Genomic DNA, 18,888 nt, shown 5'->3' with positions numbered 1-18,888 from the left:
TTTGGTCGGCTCAAGGACTGGCGCAGAATTGCCATGCGCTATGACCGATGCGCTCACACGTTCTTCTCGGCCATATGCCTCGCTGCCTCCGTTATTTTTTATCTCAATTAATGAGTCCTGAGCCTAGTTGGAGACGCCGCCGGGCAGAATCCGCCGGGTTCCCAATGTCGGCCCTTTGCCCAGCGCGGCGACCATGCCCGTCCAGGCGAATAATCACAGCGTCATCTATCCCGTCTGCCCGTTTGGGGTGGGCGGGCTTTTTTGTGGCAGCCTCCCGGGTGCGCGGAAATTTCGTATTATCGTGCGTCTCATCCTTACTATTTCCGTGCCGCCGAAGGGTATTAGCTGGTTCGGGCCAAAGGGGGCGGCGGGAAAAGGCGGTCGGGAGTGACCGTCGGCGTATATTTGGCGATATATCAAAATTATGAATAATTTATGCTTGTGAAGGTAAATTTTATGATATATACATTTTTTCAAACGAAATTAAGTCAATTTACGACATAGAAAGTTTTTATTGACCTGCCTTTTTGTTGGAGACGTCGCCGGACAGAGTCCGACAGCTTCCCAATGCCGGACTTCTGTCCGGCGCGGCAACCCCGCCGCCCAAGCGAACTATACCGTAGTGTCATGCAGATGATCTGCCGGATCGTCCGCGTCGGAATGTCAGGTGTTTCCGAAGCGGGATTCGCGCGTATGCTCCGGTAGGCCACTCTTGGGCGGCCTCTCCGGTTTTGTGAGGTTGCCATGTACATACTGCATAAGCCGGAGGCCGCGAAGCGCGTGACCCTGCCCGGCGAAAAAATCCGTGACGCCCAATTGGACTTCAATCTTGCCGATGTGAACGCCGCGCGGCAGGGGGACGATCTTGTCCTGTCCTTTGAGGACGGCGCGCAGTTGGTTTTCACCAACTATTTCCAGATCCACGACGGAAATTTACCCGAGCTGAATTTTGCTGACGGCCTGAAACATCTGGGACCGGACGACTTCCGTTCGGACTGGGAACGCCCGCACGACAAAGCCGAGGCCGCACCCGGCACGCGCGAAGGCGGCATGGACGGGGCGGACGCTTCCGGCAGGCTGGCCGGAGTCAGCGCTGACTCCGGAGCCGACGCCCGGGCGTCGGCTCCGGACAGCTCTTCTTCAAGGCCAACCGCGCAGAGTCCGCAGACTCCGCCACAGGCCGACGCGTCCCGCGCCGGAACCAACAGTCAGGGGCCGGTGCAGGATTCCAATTACCACGTCTGGGACAGTCTGGAACTGCTGGATGGCAGACCCCATCTGGGGCCGCTGGATGTGGGCTGGAACCGGGGCTGGAATCAGGAATGGCAGCGTACAAGCGCGGGCCGCGAGGACGGCGGGGACAGTTTCACGCTGGCGCAAAATACCGTGGTCTCGCCCGCGTCCGGGGGACAGACGCCTCCTCCCAATACCCTGCCGGTCATCGACGGCGCGGACCTGACCCTGCGTGTGGACGAGGCGGGCGTCAGGGGCGACAGGGCTGACCTGAGCGGCCTTGCCGATGCCAATACCCTTCATCCCGGTATTCCCATGGCCTCCGGCAGCGCCGACGCCATGGACCCGGACGGCGACGCACTGACCTGGCTGGTGCGGGGCACGGGGGACAACGGCACAAGCGTCGTGACGCGGTACGGCACTGTGAGCGTCGGCCCTGACGGCACGTATGAATATACGCTGGACGCAAGCCGCAGCAATGCGCTGGCCCAAGGCGAAACGGCCACGGATTCCTTCACGCTGCTGGTCAGCGACGGCAGGGGCGGCACGGCGGAACAGATCGTCACGGTGACCATTACCGGCACTAATGACGCGCCGGAACTGAGCTTTGCCTCTCCCGACCAGGGACAACTGGAGGCTTCCGTCACGCAGGCGCGGAACGACGGCCGGTTCGACGTGGCCGATCCCGACCACGATGGCGCGCTTGGCGGTTCGAGCGGCGGCGCCCCAAATCAGAGCTTCAGTATTGTGGGGAACGGCGCCACCCCTGGCTCAGCCGGACCCAACCCTGATGGCGGCGCTTCGCTGACGACCGCCTACGGCACATTGACCATCCACAAAGACGGCACATACGATTATGTGCTGAACCCCGACGGCGCGGTGAAGAACCTTCCCGCCCACAACGGCGTCCACACGGAAAATTTTGTAGTCACAGTCACGGACGCGCACGGCTCATGGGACAGTCTGCCCATCAGCGTCGTCATTCACAATGACGCCAACAACGCGCCCACTGTGGATGTTTCCGGACCCGGCAGCGTCTTGGACGTCAGCGTCACGGAAGCCGGCGTGCAGGAGGGCGGCAATCTTCCTTTCACGGACACGCCTTCAGCAAGCGGCCGGGTCGTGGCCACGGACGCGGACGGCGACAGTTTGTCCTACAGCGTGGACAGGAACGACGGCACATATGGCAGGCTGGAACTCCATGCCGACGGAAGTTACGTCTACACCCTGGATAATACGAAAGGGGCCACCCAGGGGCTCAAAGCAGGTGAAACGAAGACCGACGTTTTCACCGTCACGGTGAGCGATGACTACGGCGGCACGGTGGAAACCACAGTCACCGTCACAATCACGGTCACCAACGATGTGCCCGAGTTGAGCTTCGCTGACGGCGGGGCCGATGCCGGCAAGCATACGTTGAGCGGACGCGGCAGCGGAGACTCGGGAACGCTTGGCAAGCTGAATGTGCTTGATCCGGACGCGGACGGCAGACTTGGCGACATCATGGAGGACGGCATTACCCCCGCCCAGAGCTTCAGCATTGCCAACGGCGCCGCCACCGTTGGCACGGGTACGGCGCATTCTGACGGCAGCGCCGTGTTTGAAACGGAGTTCGGTTCGCTGACCGTTGACAGAAACGGCAACTATTCCTTCTCCTCCACGAAAGGGGTCACCGCCGACACGACGCTGAATTTTGTGGTCACTACCACGGACGCCCATGGGGCGGTTTCCAATGCGCAGACCATTACCGTCATCCTCACGCCTGATCAGGTTCCGGTCATCACGTCCACGAATCATACCCACAGCGTTACGGAAGCCGGCGTGCGGGAGGGCGGCAATCTTCCTTTCACGGACACGCCTTCAGCGAGCGGCAAGGTCGAGGCCACGGACGCGGACAACGACAGCCTGTCCTACAGCGTGGACAGGAACGACGGCATATATGGCAGGCTGGAACTCCATGCCGACGGAAGCTATGTCTACACCCTGGATAATGCGAAGGGAGCCACTCAGGCGCTCAAAGCCGGCGAAACAAAGACCGACGTCTTCACCGTTACGGTCAGCGACGGCCACGGCGGCACGATCTCGCAGGTTATCACCGTCAATGTCACGGGCACCAACGACGTGCCCGAGCTGAGCTTCGCGTCCGGCACCACGGGCGTACACACGCTGGCGGACAACGGCACGGCCCGGACCGCCACCGGAAAGTTCAATGTCGCGGACCCGGACGCCGACGGCATACCGGGAAACATGGTGCCGGTCGACGGCGGATCCAAAGCCAGTCAGAGCTTCGGCATCGCCGGGACGGACGGAACCATGGGCACGGGTACGCCTCACGCCGACGGCAGCATATCTTTCACCACCGAGTACGGCACGCTGACCATCGACAAAAACGGGAACTATACCTATACCCTGAATCCGAACGCTGAAAAGGTCATCGCGCTGAGTTCCAGCCAGACGCACGACGAGCATTTCACGGTCACGGTCACGGATGCGCACGGAGCTGTCTCCGAAACAAGACCCATAACGGTGACGATCACCGGCAAGGACGATCCGCCCAAAATCCACGGAGCCACGGGCACGCATTCGGTGAAGGAGGAGGGCGTCGCGCCCCAGAGCAATACGGATGATCCAGGCACCCCCTCCGTCAGCGGCATGCTGAACGCGGAACATACGGACGGCGACCGCAGCGACGCCATCATTTTCGACCTGGCGGGCAGTGTGAAGATTAACGGCACGCCGACACCCATTACGCCCGGCGCGGGCGGCACGGTGTTGAACACGGCCTACGGCACGCTGACGCTCAATCCCACGGGCGACAATGCCTGCGCTTACGAATTTGTTCTGGACAATAACGCGGCTATCGTGAACAGACTGGCTGAAGGTCAGACAGTCACCCTGACCTTCCAGGTTCGGGTTACGGACGGCGGCGGCGCCCATTACGAAGATCTGATCATCACCATCACCGGCAGCAACGACCGTCCGGTGATCAGCAGCGTGGGCGCCCCGGCGGCGGTAGCGGAAGATGACGGCTCCCATGCCGTAACGTCCGGCCAGGTCATTGCCTCGGATGTGGATGCGGGCGACAGCCTGAGCTACAGCCTGAATGACCAGGGCGGAAACCAGGTGCAGATTCTGCAGGGCGAGTACGGCCGTCTGGAGATCATCCAGGGCACGGGCGCGTATACCTATTATCTGGACAACCGCAAGGCCCAGTCCCTGGCGGAAGGGCAAACCGGCTATGACGAATTCACGGTGCGCGTCGTCGATAAGCTGGGCGCGTATACCGAGGAAACCCTCCGCATTCCCATCACGGGCAAAGACGACCCGCCGGTGCTGGGCAATCTGAGCGGCAGCGTGACGGAAGATAACGGCGCGCATGATGCCACGCCGTTGCCCGGCGGTTCCGTAACAACCACGGGACGGGTGACCGCCACGGATGTGGATACGCTGGACACGGACAAACATTTCTCGCTGACCGCGTCGGTGGATGCCCCCGGCAACTCCGTCAGCGGCGACGGCAGCGCCGTAGCCCCCTATACGGTGGAAGGAAAGTACGGCACGCTGACCTTCCACAGCGACGGCAGCTATACGTATACCCTGCGGGATAACGCGTTAAACGACATCCAGAAGCTGAACGTGGAAGACCAGCTCACGGACAGCTTCACGATCAAGGCGACCACCGGCCACGACGGCATCGACTCTTCCTCGAGCACCGGCAATCTGGTCATCACCATTCAGGGCAGCAACGACAATCCGGTGGTGGACGCCACGTACACGTATGACCTGAATGTCTCGTGGGACGGTACCGGCGCCGTCACTCCGGAAAACGGGCAACTTGTCGTCACGGACGCGGATGCCAATGAGGCGGTGGTGCAGGATACGTCGAACGCTGGCCATCCCGGCGCGATCACTTCCACCCACCACAACTTTTATTTCCTGACGAAGAACGGCGGGGCCGGCGATCCTGAAAGCGATGACGCCCAGAAATTTCAGTCCGCCGAAGGGAAATTCGGTGTGCTCACCGTGGACCCGTATACCGGAAAATATGTATATACCCTGAACCAGTATGCCCCGAACCTGGACACGGGCGGGGATGAGCGCTTTGTCATTTACGTGGCGGACGGGCACGGCGGCTGGACTTCCCAGGAAATCACGGTGCACGTCGCTCCCGTGCCTTCTCCGCCGATAGGGCCGGGGCCGAGTTATGATCTCACCGGTACGGATATGGTTGTGACGGAGGATAAGCTGGAAACCTTCGGGAGCGACGGCTCCGTCCGCGTGTGGGACGAGGGGCAGGCTTCCGGGGCTCCGAGCGGCGAACTGTACGGTTTTTATGTCAATGGCCATTTCGTCACTACGGTGACCGGCCTCTATGGTACGGCCACCATTGATCCTGTGACGGGCAAGTACGTTTATGTGCTGAACAATTCCCTGGCGGCGGTGCAAGAGCTTCGCCAGGACGCGGAGTTGACGGAAACATTGACGCTGTGGCATGGAGCCGAGTCAAGCAAGATCACTGTCACCATCAAGGGCACCAACGACCGGCCGGAAGTCTCGCTCTCCGATGTCCATCTCTCCGTGACCCAGACGGATGGAGCGGACGCCGCCACGGCGGTGGGCACGGCCTTGGCGACGGACATCGATCAGGGCGATACGCACACCTTCTGGCTGGACGCCGCCTGCACGACAAAAACGCAATACTATGCCTTCACCCTTGACGGCGACGGCAAGATCATCGGAGGGCCGACGCTGACCAGCGCGGCGGGCGCGCACTTCCGCGTGGATATTGATCCGGCCACAGGCAAGTATACTCTGACATATCTGGCGGGCGGACCGCATTTTACGCAGGATGATACGCGGGACGTCAGCTTTACGGTCTATACCTGGGACAATTCCGGGGCCACGGACGGCAGTGACGTGTCCGAGCCGCAAACCGTCACGGTGACCATCAACGGCACCAATGCCGCCCCGGAGTGGCACATCCCCCTGACCAACGCGGTTACGGAAGACAACGGACTGCCGACAACCCCCGCGGGAACGAACGTTACCTGCTCCGGCGCTTTCCTGACCGACGGCGGCGTGACGGACGACACCGGCAACTCGGCGGATTCCGGCCTGTCCTTCAGCATCAACGGCAGCACCTCGCTGCTCAAGGGGATGTACGGCACCCTGCTGATCACCGACGCGCGCACCGGCGCTTATACCTATACGCTGGACAATGCCCTGGACTCGGTGCAGAGCCTGGGCGTCGGCGAACACGTGACGGAAACATTCACCATCCGGGTGACGGACAAGCACGGCGGCTACAGCGAGGAAACCGTCACCATCACCATCAACGGCACCAATGACGCGCCCACGCTGAATGCGTGCTCGGATCTGCATCTGACGGCCACGGCCAACAGCGCGAGCGCAACTTCGGCGAACGCCGCGGCCGTGGGTCACGACGTGGACGTTCACGACAGCCTGACCTACAGCTTCAGCTATGATGCTTCCGCCGGCGGCGACAATCACGGCCTGGACTATAACGACTACGGCACGTTCGGCATTGATCCGAATACCGGCAGGTATACGTTCACTCTGGACAACAGCAAGGATGCGGTCAGAAGTCTTTCCGAGAATGACTCCGTGGACCTGCATTTCAGCGTGACAGTGAGTGACGGGCACGGCGGCACGGCCAGCCAGGATATGGTCGTGCATATTTCCGGCGTCAACGACGCGCCGGAGTTTGTGGACGGCAGCAACCAGCCGCTGGCCGATGGCGTTGCCGTGACCGGTTCGCTTGCCTGGGACGCGGGCATGCCGCTGACAGGCACGGTCCATGCCGCGGATGCGGAAAACGATACGCTGAGCTACGGCATTCAGGGTTCGCTCACGGGCACGTACGGCGATCTGACTATCGACAGCGCCACGGGCCAGTATACCTATACGCTGCACCCCGGTCTGACGCAGGATATGCTGCCGCCGGACGCGACGGACAAGTTCACTCTCGTCGTGTCCGACGGCCACAGTCAGAACGGCACGGATACGGTGGATCTGGGCATCAGCATCACCGGCGGAACAGCCGTTTCCGCCCCCCTTTCCCTGTCCTCGTTGCTGACGGATGTGCCGCAGGAGGGCGATTCCGAGGTAATGGCCAACCTGCTGGCCGAAGGGATGAGCCTGAACGAGTTGCTGGGCGGCGGGGACAGAGGGACTGATGCCGCTGTTTCCGCGCCCGCCGCGCAAGCCGTCGCGGACGCGGCGTCGTTTGCCGCTCCCGTGGATCTGATCTCCCCCCCAGGCGGCGAGGAGGAAGCCATGGTCCGTCTGGTTCTGGAACATCAGGCCGGATAGGTGAAAGTAAAACCCGCATTATTAGAGCAAGTTCACGTTGAAATTGCTTTGGCGGCTGCGAGAGCAACCGCCTGCCACAAAGGCGTGCGTGCAATGTATTTGCGCAGGTAAGCGCCGAAGTGGGCGTCCTTACACGTTACGAATGCACATTTTTAACGTTAATCTGCTCTAAAGAACGGTTCCCGGAACGCACTGTTTCGCGGGAGCCGTTCTTTGTTTCGTCCGTTGCGCTAAAAGGCATCCGGCGCTGATTCGGGCTGATCAGTCCGGATCAGCGCAGAACAGTCAGCCGCCCGTCCTCCATGCGCGCCTCGCGGTTGATGCAGAGCGGAGCGTCCTCCCCGTGGTGGGAGACAAAGATCAGATGCACGCCCAGGCCTCCGGCTTCCGCCGGGGCGGCCAACTGGTCCAGCAGGGTCAGATAGCGGGCACGGCTTTCCGCGTCCAGGCCGGAACAGGGTTCGTCCAGCAACAGGATGTCCGGGCGGCCCATCAGGGCGCGGGCCAGAAACAGGCGGCGCAACTGTCCGCTGGAGAGCAGGCGGATGGATTTTCCCGCCACGCGGGCCGCGTCCCCTTCCGGAAAAAGCCCTGCAATGGCTCGCCGGGCCTCGTCTCGCTCCGCTTCCGTAAAATCCCGGTACAACCCGATGCTGTTGTCAAAGCCGGAGCAGACCAGTTCCAGCCCGCTGAGCGTGAAGCCGTAGAGGGCCTGGGAAAGGTCGGATACCAGGCGCACGCCCTTGCGCACGTCGGCCAGCATTTCCACATGCCCGCCCCGGCCCGGCAGCCAGCGGCTGACGGCGCCCCCGGCGGCCGCGAATTCGTCCCCGGCCAGCAGGCGCAGCAGGGTGGACTTGCCCGAGCCGTTGGCCCCGGCTATCCGCCAGTGTTCGCCTTCGTGCAGACTCCAGGTGACATTGTGCAGAACCTCGTGGCGGTCGATGAAGACCGACACGTTTTCCAGTGAGAGCAGAATACGGCCCGTGGCGCTGTATACCGGACGGTTTGGCTTGGCGCGCGCGGGTTTGCCCGCCCCGGCGCCATGGGCGGACGGGATCGGGGGCGGCGCGTCCAGCAGGCGGCCCTCGCTGATGTAGCGGCGTTCCGCGCACCAGTCCGGCAGGGCGCCGGTCCGGTGCGCGGTGAGAATCACGGTGCAGCGGCCGGAGTATTCCTCCAGCACATCGAAAAAGATTTTTTTATGGGTCGCGTCCAGGCCGTCGGTGCATTCATCCAGCAGCAGCAGGGCGGGCGCGCGCAGCAGGGCCCGGCCCAGCAGCAGCAGGCGCAACTGGCCCTGCGAAAGCGTGGGCAGGTCGCGGGACAGCAGGCCCTGGGCCTTCATGCGGACGGCCAGGGCTTCCACGGCGGCCTCGCGCTCGACGTCCCCCCATGCGCCGGACTGATTGTAGAGCAGGGGCGCGTCCTCCAGGCCGGTGAGCAGCAGGTCGCGGCCCGTGATATCCCAGGCCTGGCGCTGGTAATTCTCCTGTTGTGCCGGGGAAACCAGCGCGCTCATGGCCCGCCCGGCCAAGGGGGATTCTTCCGCTCCTTCCGGCGTATGCCAGTAAATATGCCCCTGCGCGGGCCAGAGTTCGCCGCGCAGCAGGCGCAACAGGGTGGATTTACCCGAACCGTTGGGACCCAGCAGGGCGCAGTGGCGGCCGTGCTCCACCCGCCAGTTGATATGGTGCAGAACCATTTCCTGGCGGGAGTCGCCGGGCAGAAACAGGCTGACGTCGTTCACCGTGACCAGAGGGATACCTTGGGGCCTTGTGACGGCATCGGACAGAGAAGGTCTGGACTGGAATTGGGACATGGCTCGTGTCGGTGTTGCGGTTAGAGCATGTAACACTTGAGCAATCTAGAAGGTGTCGCCATAAGATGAATTTTCGTGTTATATCAAGGAGAAAGAGCCTTTTATGAAGGAAGTGCACTCTTTTGGTACTCGACCGGAATAAAAGGCGAATTTCGACGCAGAGGTAACCGGAAAGACGCGCATGGCGACACCCTCTACAGAGGGAGGGCGGTCATCCGTCCCTTGTCGAAAAACACATATTCCGTGAAGCCGAAGGCCTTGGCGTAGGAGGCCAGCCGCGCGAAGCCGTAAGCCACGTCGTCCGTGCCGTGGGCGTCCGAGGCGAAGCTGACGGGCAGGCCCAGCTCGGCGGCCAGGGCCATGATCGGCGGGGCCGGGTAGATTTCGCGGCAGGTTTTGCGCAGCCCGGCCGAGGAGATTTCCATAGCCATGCCCGCATCGCGCAGGGCCGTCAGGCAGCGGCGGATGTGCGCCAGGCTCTCCAGCTTGGCCAGCCAGATGTGGAACTGCTCCACGGAGAAAATTTTGATCAGGTCCGGGTGGGCCGCGATATTGAACAGGCCGGAGCGGAGCATGGCCTCCCAGGCCGTGAAATAGGCCGTATAGCGGCTTTCGCACTCCTCCTGGGAGGCGTTTTTCCAGGGCTCCACGCCGTCGTCAAAGCCCCAGCGCCCAAGAAAATGCACGCTGCCCAAGAGATAGTCGAAGTCATAGGCCTTGCAGGCGGTGCGGGTAAAGTCCTCCTGCCCGTCCAGCCAGTCCATTTCCATGCCGAAAAGCACCCGGCAGGGGCCGTGCGCCCCTTCGCGCGGCGCGGCCTTGAGCGCCAGCACCTCGCGGGCGTAGTCCGGCAGATGGCGGCTGAGCCGCTCACGGTATTCGTGCTGGTAGTCAAAGCCCTGCGGGCGCGGCGAGTGTTCGGAAAAACCCAGCAGGGTCAGGCCCTTGTCCAGGGCTGAAGCATACATCTCCGCGGGCGTGTTCGCCCCGTGGGAATACTTGGTATGGGTGTGCAGATCGACTGTTATCATAATTTTTTCAGGCGGAGCTTCTCAAAAGCGTCTGTTGCCCCCCGGCCGCGTCAGCCGCCGATGCCGGTCAGGTCTGTATTATAAAGATACTATCCCTGATCCGTCATCGGCGGCTTCCTTGCCGGAAAGCAAAATACATCTTTTGAGAAACGCCGCCAGGTAAAAGTCCGTCTTTTACGACGCCGGTGCTATCCGATGAGTCTCTTTACAATTTCCTGCCCGGCCTTTCGCCCCGCGCCCATGGCCAGAATGACCGTGGCCGCGCCGGTGACGATGTCGCCCCCGGCAAAGACGTTGGGAATGGACGTTTCGCCGGTTTCTTCATTGGTCTGGATGTAGCCCCACTTATTCTGCTCCAGGTCGGGCGTGGCGTCCAGCAGAATGGGGTTGGAACGGGTGCCCAAAGCCACAATGGCCAGGTCCGTGGGCAGGTCGTACACCTCGCCCTCCACGGGCACGGGGCGGCGGCGGCCCGAAGCGTCGGGTTCGCCCAGTTCCATTTTTTGCAAGGTCACGGACTGCAGGCGCATTTCGGCGTCGCCGTTGAAGCGCAGGGGCGCCGCCAGCATGGCGAACTGCACGCCCTCTTCCTCCGCGTGTTCGATTTCCTCGCGGCGGGCGGGCATTTCAGCCTTGGTGCGGCGGTAGACGATGTAGACGTTGTCCGCGCCCATGCGCAGGGCCGTACGCGCCGCGTCCATGGCCACGTTGCCCGCGCCGAAGACGGTGACGTTCTTGCCGGGGAAGGCCGGAGTGTCCTGCTTCGGGAAGTCATAGGCGCGGCCCAGATTCACACGGGTCAGGTATTCGTTGGCCGAGAACACGCCCACCAGGTTTTCGCCGGGCACGCCCAGAAAGACCGGCAGGCCCGCGCCCACGCCGATGAACACGGCGTTGTATTCCTTGCGCAGTTCGGCCACGTCCAGGGTGCGGCCGCCCACGTAGTTCATGTGGAAGCCCACGCCCGCCTGGCGCAGGCCGTTGATTTCCGTGGCGACCACGTTCTTGGGCAGACGGAAGGCCGGGATGCCGTAAATCAGCACGCCGCCCGGCTCGTGCAGGGCTTCAAAGACGTCCACCTTGATGCCCGCGGCGGCGCAGACGCCCGCGCAGGTCAGGGAGGAGGGGCCGGAGCCGATGCAGGCCACTTTTTTGCCGCACTGGGGCACGGCGCAGGCATTGGTGCCCGTGACCTGCTCACAGGCCGTGGCGGCGATGTAGGTGTCGGCCACAAAGCGTTCCAGGCGGCCGATGGCGATGGGCTGGCCCTTGGCCTTCAGAATGCATTTGCCCTCGCACTGGTTTTCCTGCGGGCAGACGCGGCCGCAGACGGCGGGCAGACTGTTGGTGGATTTGATGATCCGGTAGGCCGCGTCCATATTGCCGCGCGCCACTTCGCCGATGAAGTCGCGGATGGGCACTTCCACCGGACAGCCCGAAACGCAGAGCGGCTTTTTGCACTGGAGGCAGCGCGAGGCTTCTTCCACGGCCATTTCTTTGGTGTAGCCCAGGGCCACTTCCTCAAAATTGGAACGCCGCACTTCGGCGGGCTGACAGGGCATGTCCACCCTGGGGGCCAGCGGTTTTTTGGCTTTCTTAGTTTCCATGAGCGCACCCGTTGTAGGAGTCGAAAGAGGTTCTTTCCTGATCGCGATAGGCGGAGAGGCGGCGGCGCAGTTCAGGGAAGTCCACTTCATGCCCGTCAAATTCCGGCCCGTCCACGCAGGCGAACTTGGTCTTGCCGCCCACGCTCACGCGACAGGCGCCGCACATGCCGATGCCGTCCACCATGATGGGGTTGAGGCTCACCGTGGTCTTCACGCCGAAGGGGCGGGTGGTGTCGGCCACGGCGGCCATCATGGGCACCGGGCCCACAGCCACAACTTCGAAAACTGTCTTGTCCTTTTCCAGCCGGTCGCGCAGCAGGTCCGTGACCAGGCCCTTGTGTCCGTAGCTGCCGTCGTCGGTGGAGATCAGCAGTTCGTCCGCGAAGGAGGAGAGCTCTTTTTCAAAGAGCAGCAGATCCTTGCTGCGCGCGCCGATAATGCCCACCACCCGGTTGCCCGCGCGGGAATGTCCCTTGGCGATGTGGTGCATGGCGGCGATGCCCGTGCCGCCGCCCACACAGATCACGGTGCCTTTTTTTTCAATGTGCGTGGGATGCCCCAGCGGGCCGCAGACGTCCGGAATGGCGTCGCCTTCCTTGAGGGTTTCCAGCAGGGCCGTGCTTTTGCCCAGAACCAGATAGACGATGGTGATGGTGCCGTTGGCCGCATCAGTGTCGGCAATGGTCAGGGGAATGCGCTCGCCCGTGGGGGTCATGCGCAACATGACGAAGTGGCCCGGGTGCGCCTTTTGGGCGATGTGCGGCGCGTGCAGGACCAGTTTGCTGGTTTTGCCCGGGATCAGGCTTTCCTTGTGCAGAATGGGTGTCGGCATATGCTCTCCTGTGCTGCAATTGGCCTTTGGCGGCAGACTGGCGTTGCGTCCTCAAGGCAAGGGTGCAACAAGAGGCGCAACACGAGCCGTTGCCCTGGAGGGCAACGCGCCGTCCGAGGCGGCGGAGCGAGTCAAAAACCGCGCTTCCGGCGAAACAATTTGCACTACCGTAGCCGCGAATGAACAGTGTGGCAAGCTTGGCGGACGGCCAAGTGCCTTGTTTCACATGGCTTTGGCGTCCGTCAGCGCCCGGTTTGTTTGAATATCCAGTCAAAATGAATTTTTTTTACGCCCGCCCCTTAAGAGCCTTGTCGACAGGCCGATAAGAACAGTGTTGAGTGGGGAAAGGGGAGAACGTAACAGCAAACCATAAGGAGGCGGATCAGACTACCCCGTTGCAGGGAAGCAGTGATCCATTCAGGGAGGAATGGACATGTCGCTTATCTTAACTGACGCATCCCTAACGGCGAAGGCCGCGCAGGATGACGCCGATCCCGAAGCCAGGCAGGACCTGGCCCGGCTTACGCGTTATCTTGCCATTTTGGAAGACAATAAAAAGGCCAGCCGCTTTGTCCCCGACGACGCGGCCCTGGCTCTGGATATGGCCGGTTTCGTACGCAACCGGCTGTGCGGCGGGCGCGCCGCGCCGGAAAGCTCTCTGGCGCGACTGGCCTTGGCTCTGGTGCAGACCTGCCCTGACGCGCCCGCGCAATAACGCGCCAAACCCATGCCATGCCCCGCATTCACGCGCCGGGCGGGCAAAACAGCCGTAGCGCGGCGTAACCCGCCGCACGGCATAACCGGAACGCATCACCTTTCCGTGACATGAAAGGGGTTGATCTGCTGATCCGTGTTCCAGCATATCTCCACTCAGAATGGGAGGGGCCGTGGGGGCTCCTCCCTTTTTTCGGTCCTGGCGGAGGAAGCGGCGGAAGCGTCCGCGCCTTTGCTTTTTTTGCCCCGTCGTCTAGAATCGAAAAACGGCCATGCGCAAGGGAGGAATCATGCTGCTGCTCAGCCCCAGAATGACGCCGGAGGAATACGCCTTCGCCCTCACGGACGAAGCCTTCGCGGCCTGGCGGCCCGTGGAGGGCAAGCGCCAGTTCTGTTTCGACTATGACGGCGAGATGACCGTGTACCAGAAGCTGGAATATATGGGCGCACTCATGCAGGGCTTTTACCGCCGTTTCAGGCAGGCTGGAGCCGTTCAGGCATGAAATGCGCGTCCTGTTCCGCAAGAATGCGCAAGCAGACGGCTTTGCCCGCCGCGAGCCAGCATTTCAAGCGTTAAATGTCCAGATACGACGGGGCGGGAAGGCGGGGTAATCGGCACGCGGCGCGGCGGGCAGCTCCGGGGTCAGATTTTTCTCCCGCTCTTGCGTCGGCCGTGGCTGAAGTCCGCCGCGTACAGGCGTGAGACCGCGCCTTTTTCCAGTTCGCCGGGCAGAATCAGAAATATGGTCTGGCGGGTGATGCCGTGCTCTTCCACGCAGCGGGCCAGATCGCCCAGCTTGGTCCAGTGCAGCTGCTGGTCCGGCCAGCCCACGCGATGAGCGCAGAGCACCGGCGTTTCCGGGGGCAGGCTGCGGGCCAGTTCGGCCTGAAGGGCCGAGGCCGAATGGGCGGAAAGATAGACGGCCAGCGAGGTTTTGTGCGCCGCCAGGGCGGCCAGGCGTTCGCGTTCCGGCACCGGGGTGCGGCCCTCCATGCGGCTGATCATCAGGCTCTGGGTCACTTCCGGCACGGTAAAGGCCACGCCCGCGGCGGCCGCCGCCGCGCAGGCCGCCGTGACGCCGGGGATCACCCGCCAGGGAATGCCGTCGCGTTCCAGCAGTTCGGCCTGTTCGCGCAACGCTCCATACAGCGAGGGGTCGCCCGTGTGCACGCGGGCCACGTTTTTGCCCGCCAGGGCCGCGTCGCGCACCAGCGCATGGCATTGCTCCAGCGTCAGCGGCGCGGAATCCGCCACCAGCGCGTCAGGCCCGGCGCAGGCCACCACCTCCGGGGGCACCAGAGAACCGGCGTAGAGCACCAGCCCGGCCTCTTCAATGGCTTTACGGCCCTTGATGGTCAGCAGTTCGGGATCGCCCGGCCCGGCCCCCACAAAGGATACCAGACCTGTCACCGCCTGCTGCGGCTTTGTTTCCGTGTCTCGCATGGAAGTTCCTTTACGCGCCGCCGGACGCGGGTTTTTGCGCGGCCAGCAGAAAGACCGGGTTCAGGGCCGCCAGATGCAGATCTCCGGCCAGTTCGCGAGCCTCGGAAGCCTGAACCTGCATGATTTCCAGCGGCCAGCCCAGGCCTTCCAGAAAGCGGCGGCAGAGGCAAAAGGTATCCAGCAGCACGCAACTGGCCACCAGCCGCCCGCCGGGAGGCAGGCGGTGGCAGACATGCCCCAGAATGTCCTCGGCGTCCTCGCCGGACAGGCCTCCGCCGATGAAGACCCGTTGCGGGTCGGGCAGAGAGGGCAGGCATTCCGGAGCCTGGCCCAGGCAGACGTCCAGAATGGCGGCCCCGAAACGGCGGCGGTTTTCCTGGATGCTCATGGCCCGCCCGGCGCTGCGCTCCACAGCCACCACCCGGCCCTCGTGGGCCAGCACGGCGGCTTCCAGAGCCACGGCCCCGGAGCCGGAACCGATATCCCAGACCACATGGCGCGGCCCCACGCGCAGGAGGGACAAGGCGGCGGCGCGCACCGGCTTTTTGGTGATCAGTTTGCCCTCCACGGCCAGTTCTTCCGCGTCCAGGCCCAGATGCGGCCTACGGGGATGCTCGCCGGGAATCAGCAGCAGGGTGCAGGCCGGGCCGAAGGTGCGGCAGGCCGTCTCGGCCAGGCTCAACTGATGCCGGGCTTCGTCGGGTGCGCCCATGCGCTCGAAAATCCAGGCCGTGAACCAGTCCACGCCCCGGTCCAGCAGGTGGCGGGCCAGCACGTCCGGGGTCATGCGGGCGTCGGTGAGGATGCAGAGCGGCGCGCCTTTGCTCGAAGCCGCGTTCAGCGGCCCCAGGTCGTCGCGCCCGTGCAGGGAGAGGCAGACGACCTTGTGCCAGGGCAGGGCCAGACGGGCGCAGGCCTGCTGCAGGGAACTGACCGCCGGGATGAGGCGTACGGCCTCCGCGCCCAACTGGCGCACCAGAGTGGCCCCGATGCCGAAAAAGAGCGGATCGCCGTCGGCCAGCAGCAGCACGCGTTCCCCGGCGGCACGCATCTGGCTCAGGCGGCTGAGCAGGGGTTCTAGCGGCAGGGTCAGGGGCAGCGGGCGGGCCTTGAGGCCATCCCCGTCTTCAAAGGCCGCCAGCAGTTCCTTGCCGCCGCAAAGCACGTCGGCTTCCTGAAGCAGAGCGCGTTGTTCAGCGGTGAGGGCCGCCGGCCCGCGCGCGCCGCCGCAATCCAGCCCCAGCACCGTGATGGGTGCGGGTTCCGGCGTGGTCGGTTCGAAAACAAAAAGTGAATGGAGCATGTCCGCCATGGGCGGCCAGCCGTCGGCCTGGAGCATTGCTTCAGCCGCTGCGGGCGGCGCGCTTTCGGAGCGTTGCTCGCCGGTTTCTCTGATCCCGGCGTCCACGGGTTCCGGCCTTTCCGTAAATGCGATGCCGGGAAGCACAACCTGTTTTTTCATAGCGCCAGCAATTCCCTGCCGTCAGTGTGAAAGAGGTGCAGAGCCACGGGGCGGCCCGCGAAATTTCGCGCGGTCTGGGCTGCCAGACGGGCCACAACGGCCAGCGCGTCCGCCCCGGCGGGGTCGGCCAGCAGCAGTTCCAGCGCGTGCGCGGCGGTCACGCATGCGGCCACGGCCGGGGCGCAGGCCGCGCCCGCTTTTCGGCAGAGTTCCGCCAGTGCGGCCATATCCAGGTCGGCGTCGCGGGCGTGGGTGTAGGCATGCCCTTGGGCCAGCTTGGCGAGCTTGCCGAAAAAGCAGCCCCAGACCAGTCGCTCGAACGGCAGAGATCCGGCTTCGCGCAATGAAAATTCCGCGAAATCGGCGGCCTGGACGAAACATTGGGGCGCGAGGTCCGGATAGCGGGCCATGAGCAGCTTTTCCGAACGCCGCCCGGTGGACAGACAGACAGTCCGGCAGCCTGTGGCCAGGGCTACGCGCAGCCCCTGTTCAATGGTGGCCCGCCAGGCCGCGTGGCTGTATGGGCGCACCGTGCCCTGCGTGCCCAGAATGGAAATGCCGCCCACAATGCCCAGACGCGGATTGAAGGTATGCCGGGCGATGTCCGCACCGCGCGGCACGCTGACGATGACGGTCAGGGGCGGGCAGGGCGCGCCGAGGGCGGCCAGGCGCGCGGCCTCCCGCCCCAGGGCGAAACGGAGTTGCTCTCGCGGTGCGGGATTGATGGCCGCCGCGCCCACGGGCAGGGGCAGGCCGGGCATGGTTACGCGGCCCACGCCGGGGCCGCCCTCAATGTGCGTGAAATCCTGATCATGCGGCGGCAAGGGGCGCGCCGGGCAGTCGCGCAGAACGACGCTGGCCGTAATCAGCGCGCCCGAGGTGGCGTCCGGATCGTCGCCGCCGTCTTTGCGGATGGAGGCGTGGGCCGCCTTGAGCGCGGCGCTTTCATCCGGGCCGGGTGTCTGGCCCGACATCAGATATGATTCAAGTTCCGGGACCGGCCTCTCCAACAGCTCCCGAGCAAGCCCCGGAGCGCAGTGCGCCACGGGCAGCACGCGCCGGTCCCTGGCGCAACGGCCGGAAAAGGAATTTTCCCCGGCAGCGGGCATGAAAGGCGGCAGAGGTACGTCCACGTTTTGGGGCGCGCGGCCCGTGCGCAGCAGGATCAGGGCGGCCAGAGCCGCGCCTGTGGCCGCTGTGCCTGTAGTGAAGCCTTCGCGCAGGGGCTGCGTTACAGTGCGGCTCACGTCGAGCTCACGCCGCGTCGTCAGGCAGCCAGACCTGCCCCCGCGCCACCAGGGAAACCGGGCCGTCCACTGCGGCCAGAGCTTCCCCGCCCTCGTTGAACAGCCGCACGTCCAGAGCCGAGCCGCCGGGTTGCAGAATGGAAAAATCACGCCGCCCGCCCGCGCGGGACAGGCTGAGGGCCAGAGCCAGCGCGCCGGAGCCGCAGGCGCTTTCCAGGCAGGTGGTTTGCGCGTCGCGCACATGCACCAGAGGCAGCATGTCCAGTTGCCCCTGGCGTTCCCGCCACCAGACGGCCCCTACCGCCGCCTCGCCGTCAAGCCCCAGACGCTGGCGGAGCAGGGCCGCCGCCGTTTCGCAGTCTTCGGGGAAGGGATGCAGGGCGGCGTTGAGCAGCACATGGACGATGCCCGGCAGACGCACCAGGGTCATTCCTTCAGCCAGGGACTGCAAAGGACAGACCGGCAGGCGCAGTAGGGCCTCCACCCGCCAGTGGGGGAAATTTCCGCGCACGGTCAGGCGTAACGGACTCCGCCAGCCGGAAACCCGCACCTCATAGTAATGGTCTTTGACAATGTCGGCGTCGCACGGACTCACGGGCAAGCCCTCCAGGGCCGCCTGGCGCGGGCCGTATTCGTTTTCGCTGAAGGCCAACAGCGCGCCGAAAGCCCGGCTGGCGTTGACGCAGAATTCGCCCCCGGCCATGCGCAGCCGCCGTTCGCGCGGGTCCACAAAACCGGCCTGCTCGCCGCCCAGATTTTGAGGGTCCAGGGCCAGACGCGCCAGACGCGCCTGTTCGGCGGCGCTTCTGCCCTCCAGCGGAAAAAAGAGCGTGGTGTTGCCGCCGGGGCTCCATTTGGAAAAAGTCAATGCGGGCATGGCTGCATCCTTTGTCTACCTGAAAAGTATGCCCGAGCCTCGCCTCACTGTCCAGCACGCCGCGTATTCCGTAACGTCCAGCCTATGTCCATTGCGGTTTCCAACCTGCCGCGCGCCCGGAGAAGCCCGGAATTCCCTAATTATAGCTTGCGGTTTTTTCCGAACATGGTTATTGAAAAAGCAGTTACCGTCTCTATGCCCGCGCGGCAACGAGCCGGTAATATTGGCGGGCAAATCGTGATTTACTATTATGTTGACGGTAACTCAACGACACAAAACAACGTCT

Annotated in this window: 11 protein-coding genes and 1 pseudogene; 4 read left to right on the top strand and 8 right to left on the bottom strand. The window is 63.7% G+C overall.

Annotated elements, in window-relative coordinates:
* Positions 1-111 (top strand): annotated as a pseudogene (locus FYJ44_RS05025) (IS5/IS1182 family transposase); the annotation flags it as partial.
* Between the two features lie 633 nt (positions 112-744).
* Positions 745-7,566, top strand: a complete 6,822-nt coding sequence (locus FYJ44_RS05020; protein WP_154509734.1) for a VCBS domain-containing protein — start codon at positions 745-747, stop codon at positions 7,564-7,566.
* 271 nt (positions 7,567-7,837) lie between these two features.
* Here the strand turns inward: FYJ44_RS05020 and FYJ44_RS05015 are convergent, their stop codons facing one another.
* The 4 genes from FYJ44_RS05015 to FYJ44_RS05000 all read right to left on the bottom strand — a co-directional run bounded on the left by FYJ44_RS05015 (position 7,838) and on the right by FYJ44_RS05000 (position 12,858).
* Positions 7,838-9,388: an ATP-binding cassette domain-containing protein gene (locus FYJ44_RS05015; protein ID WP_154509732.1), complete on the bottom strand. Its 1,551-nt coding sequence runs from the start codon at positions 9,386-9,388 to the stop codon at positions 7,838-7,840.
* 194 nt (positions 9,389-9,582) lie between these two features.
* Entirely contained in the window at positions 9,583-10,419 is an 837-nt protein-coding gene (locus FYJ44_RS05010; RefSeq protein ID WP_154509730.1) for a histidinol-phosphatase, read from the bottom strand.
* A gap of 188 nt (positions 10,420-10,607) precedes the next feature.
* Positions 10,608-12,026 (bottom strand): NADPH-dependent glutamate synthase, encoded by a 1,419-nt coding sequence (gene gltA / locus FYJ44_RS05005; RefSeq protein ID WP_154509729.1) that lies wholly within the window; start codon positions 12,024-12,026, stop codon positions 10,608-10,610.
* A complete protein-coding gene (locus FYJ44_RS05000) occupies positions 12,016-12,858 on the bottom strand; it encodes a sulfide/dihydroorotate dehydrogenase-like FAD/NAD-binding protein (RefSeq protein ID WP_154509727.1) in 843 nt (280 codons plus the stop codon). The genes gltA and FYJ44_RS05000 overlap by 11 nt, the downstream gene beginning before the upstream one ends.
* Positions 12,859-13,291: 433 nt before the next feature.
* Between FYJ44_RS05000 and FYJ44_RS04995 the strand changes: the two genes are divergently transcribed.
* Together FYJ44_RS04995 and FYJ44_RS04990 are read left to right on the top strand one after the other, a co-directional pair.
* Positions 13,292-13,573 (top strand): hypothetical protein, encoded by a 282-nt coding sequence (locus FYJ44_RS04995; RefSeq protein WP_154509725.1) that lies wholly within the window; start codon positions 13,292-13,294, stop codon positions 13,571-13,573.
* Between the two features lie 289 nt (positions 13,574-13,862).
* Positions 13,863-14,075, top strand: coding sequence for a hypothetical protein (locus FYJ44_RS04990; RefSeq protein WP_154509776.1), 213 nt, complete (start codon positions 13,863-13,865; stop codon positions 14,073-14,075).
* Positions 14,076-14,215: 140 nt separating this feature from the next.
* On the opposite strand, the gene cobM is transcribed toward FYJ44_RS04990, so the two are convergent.
* Genes cobM through FYJ44_RS04970 form a run of 4 tightly spaced genes read right to left on the bottom strand, consistent with a single transcriptional unit; the run spans position 14,216 to position 18,602 of the window.
* Complete coding sequence (cobM, locus tag FYJ44_RS04985) at positions 14,216-15,016, bottom strand: precorrin-4 C(11)-methyltransferase (protein WP_154509723.1); 801 nt, start codon at positions 15,014-15,016, stop codon at positions 14,216-14,218.
* A gap of 10 nt (positions 15,017-15,026) precedes the next feature.
* The gene (gene cbiE, locus FYJ44_RS04980) at positions 15,027-16,478 is read right to left on the bottom strand and encodes a precorrin-6y C5,15-methyltransferase (decarboxylating) subunit CbiE (RefSeq protein ID WP_154509721.1); all 1,452 of its coding nucleotides are present in this window, start codon (positions 16,476-16,478) and stop codon (positions 15,027-15,029) included.
* Positions 16,475-17,725, bottom strand: coding sequence for a cobalt-precorrin-5B (C(1))-methyltransferase CbiD (gene cbiD, locus FYJ44_RS04975; protein ID WP_288229000.1), 1,251 nt, complete (start codon positions 17,723-17,725; stop codon positions 16,475-16,477). The genes cbiE and cbiD overlap by 4 nt, the downstream gene beginning before the upstream one ends.
* Before the next feature lie 7 nt (positions 17,726-17,732).
* Entirely contained in the window at positions 17,733-18,602 is an 870-nt protein-coding gene (locus FYJ44_RS04970) for a histidine racemase CntK family protein (protein ID WP_154509719.1), read from the bottom strand.
* Positions 18,603-18,888 lie beyond the last annotated feature (286 nt).

The sequence above is a fragment of the Desulfovibrio porci genome, assembly GCF_009696265.1.
GTDB lineage: Bacteria > Desulfobacterota > Desulfovibrionia > Desulfovibrionales > Desulfovibrionaceae > Desulfovibrio > Desulfovibrio porci.
Note: the sequence above shows the minus strand (reverse complement) of the source record. Positions and strands in the feature narration are given on the sequence as shown.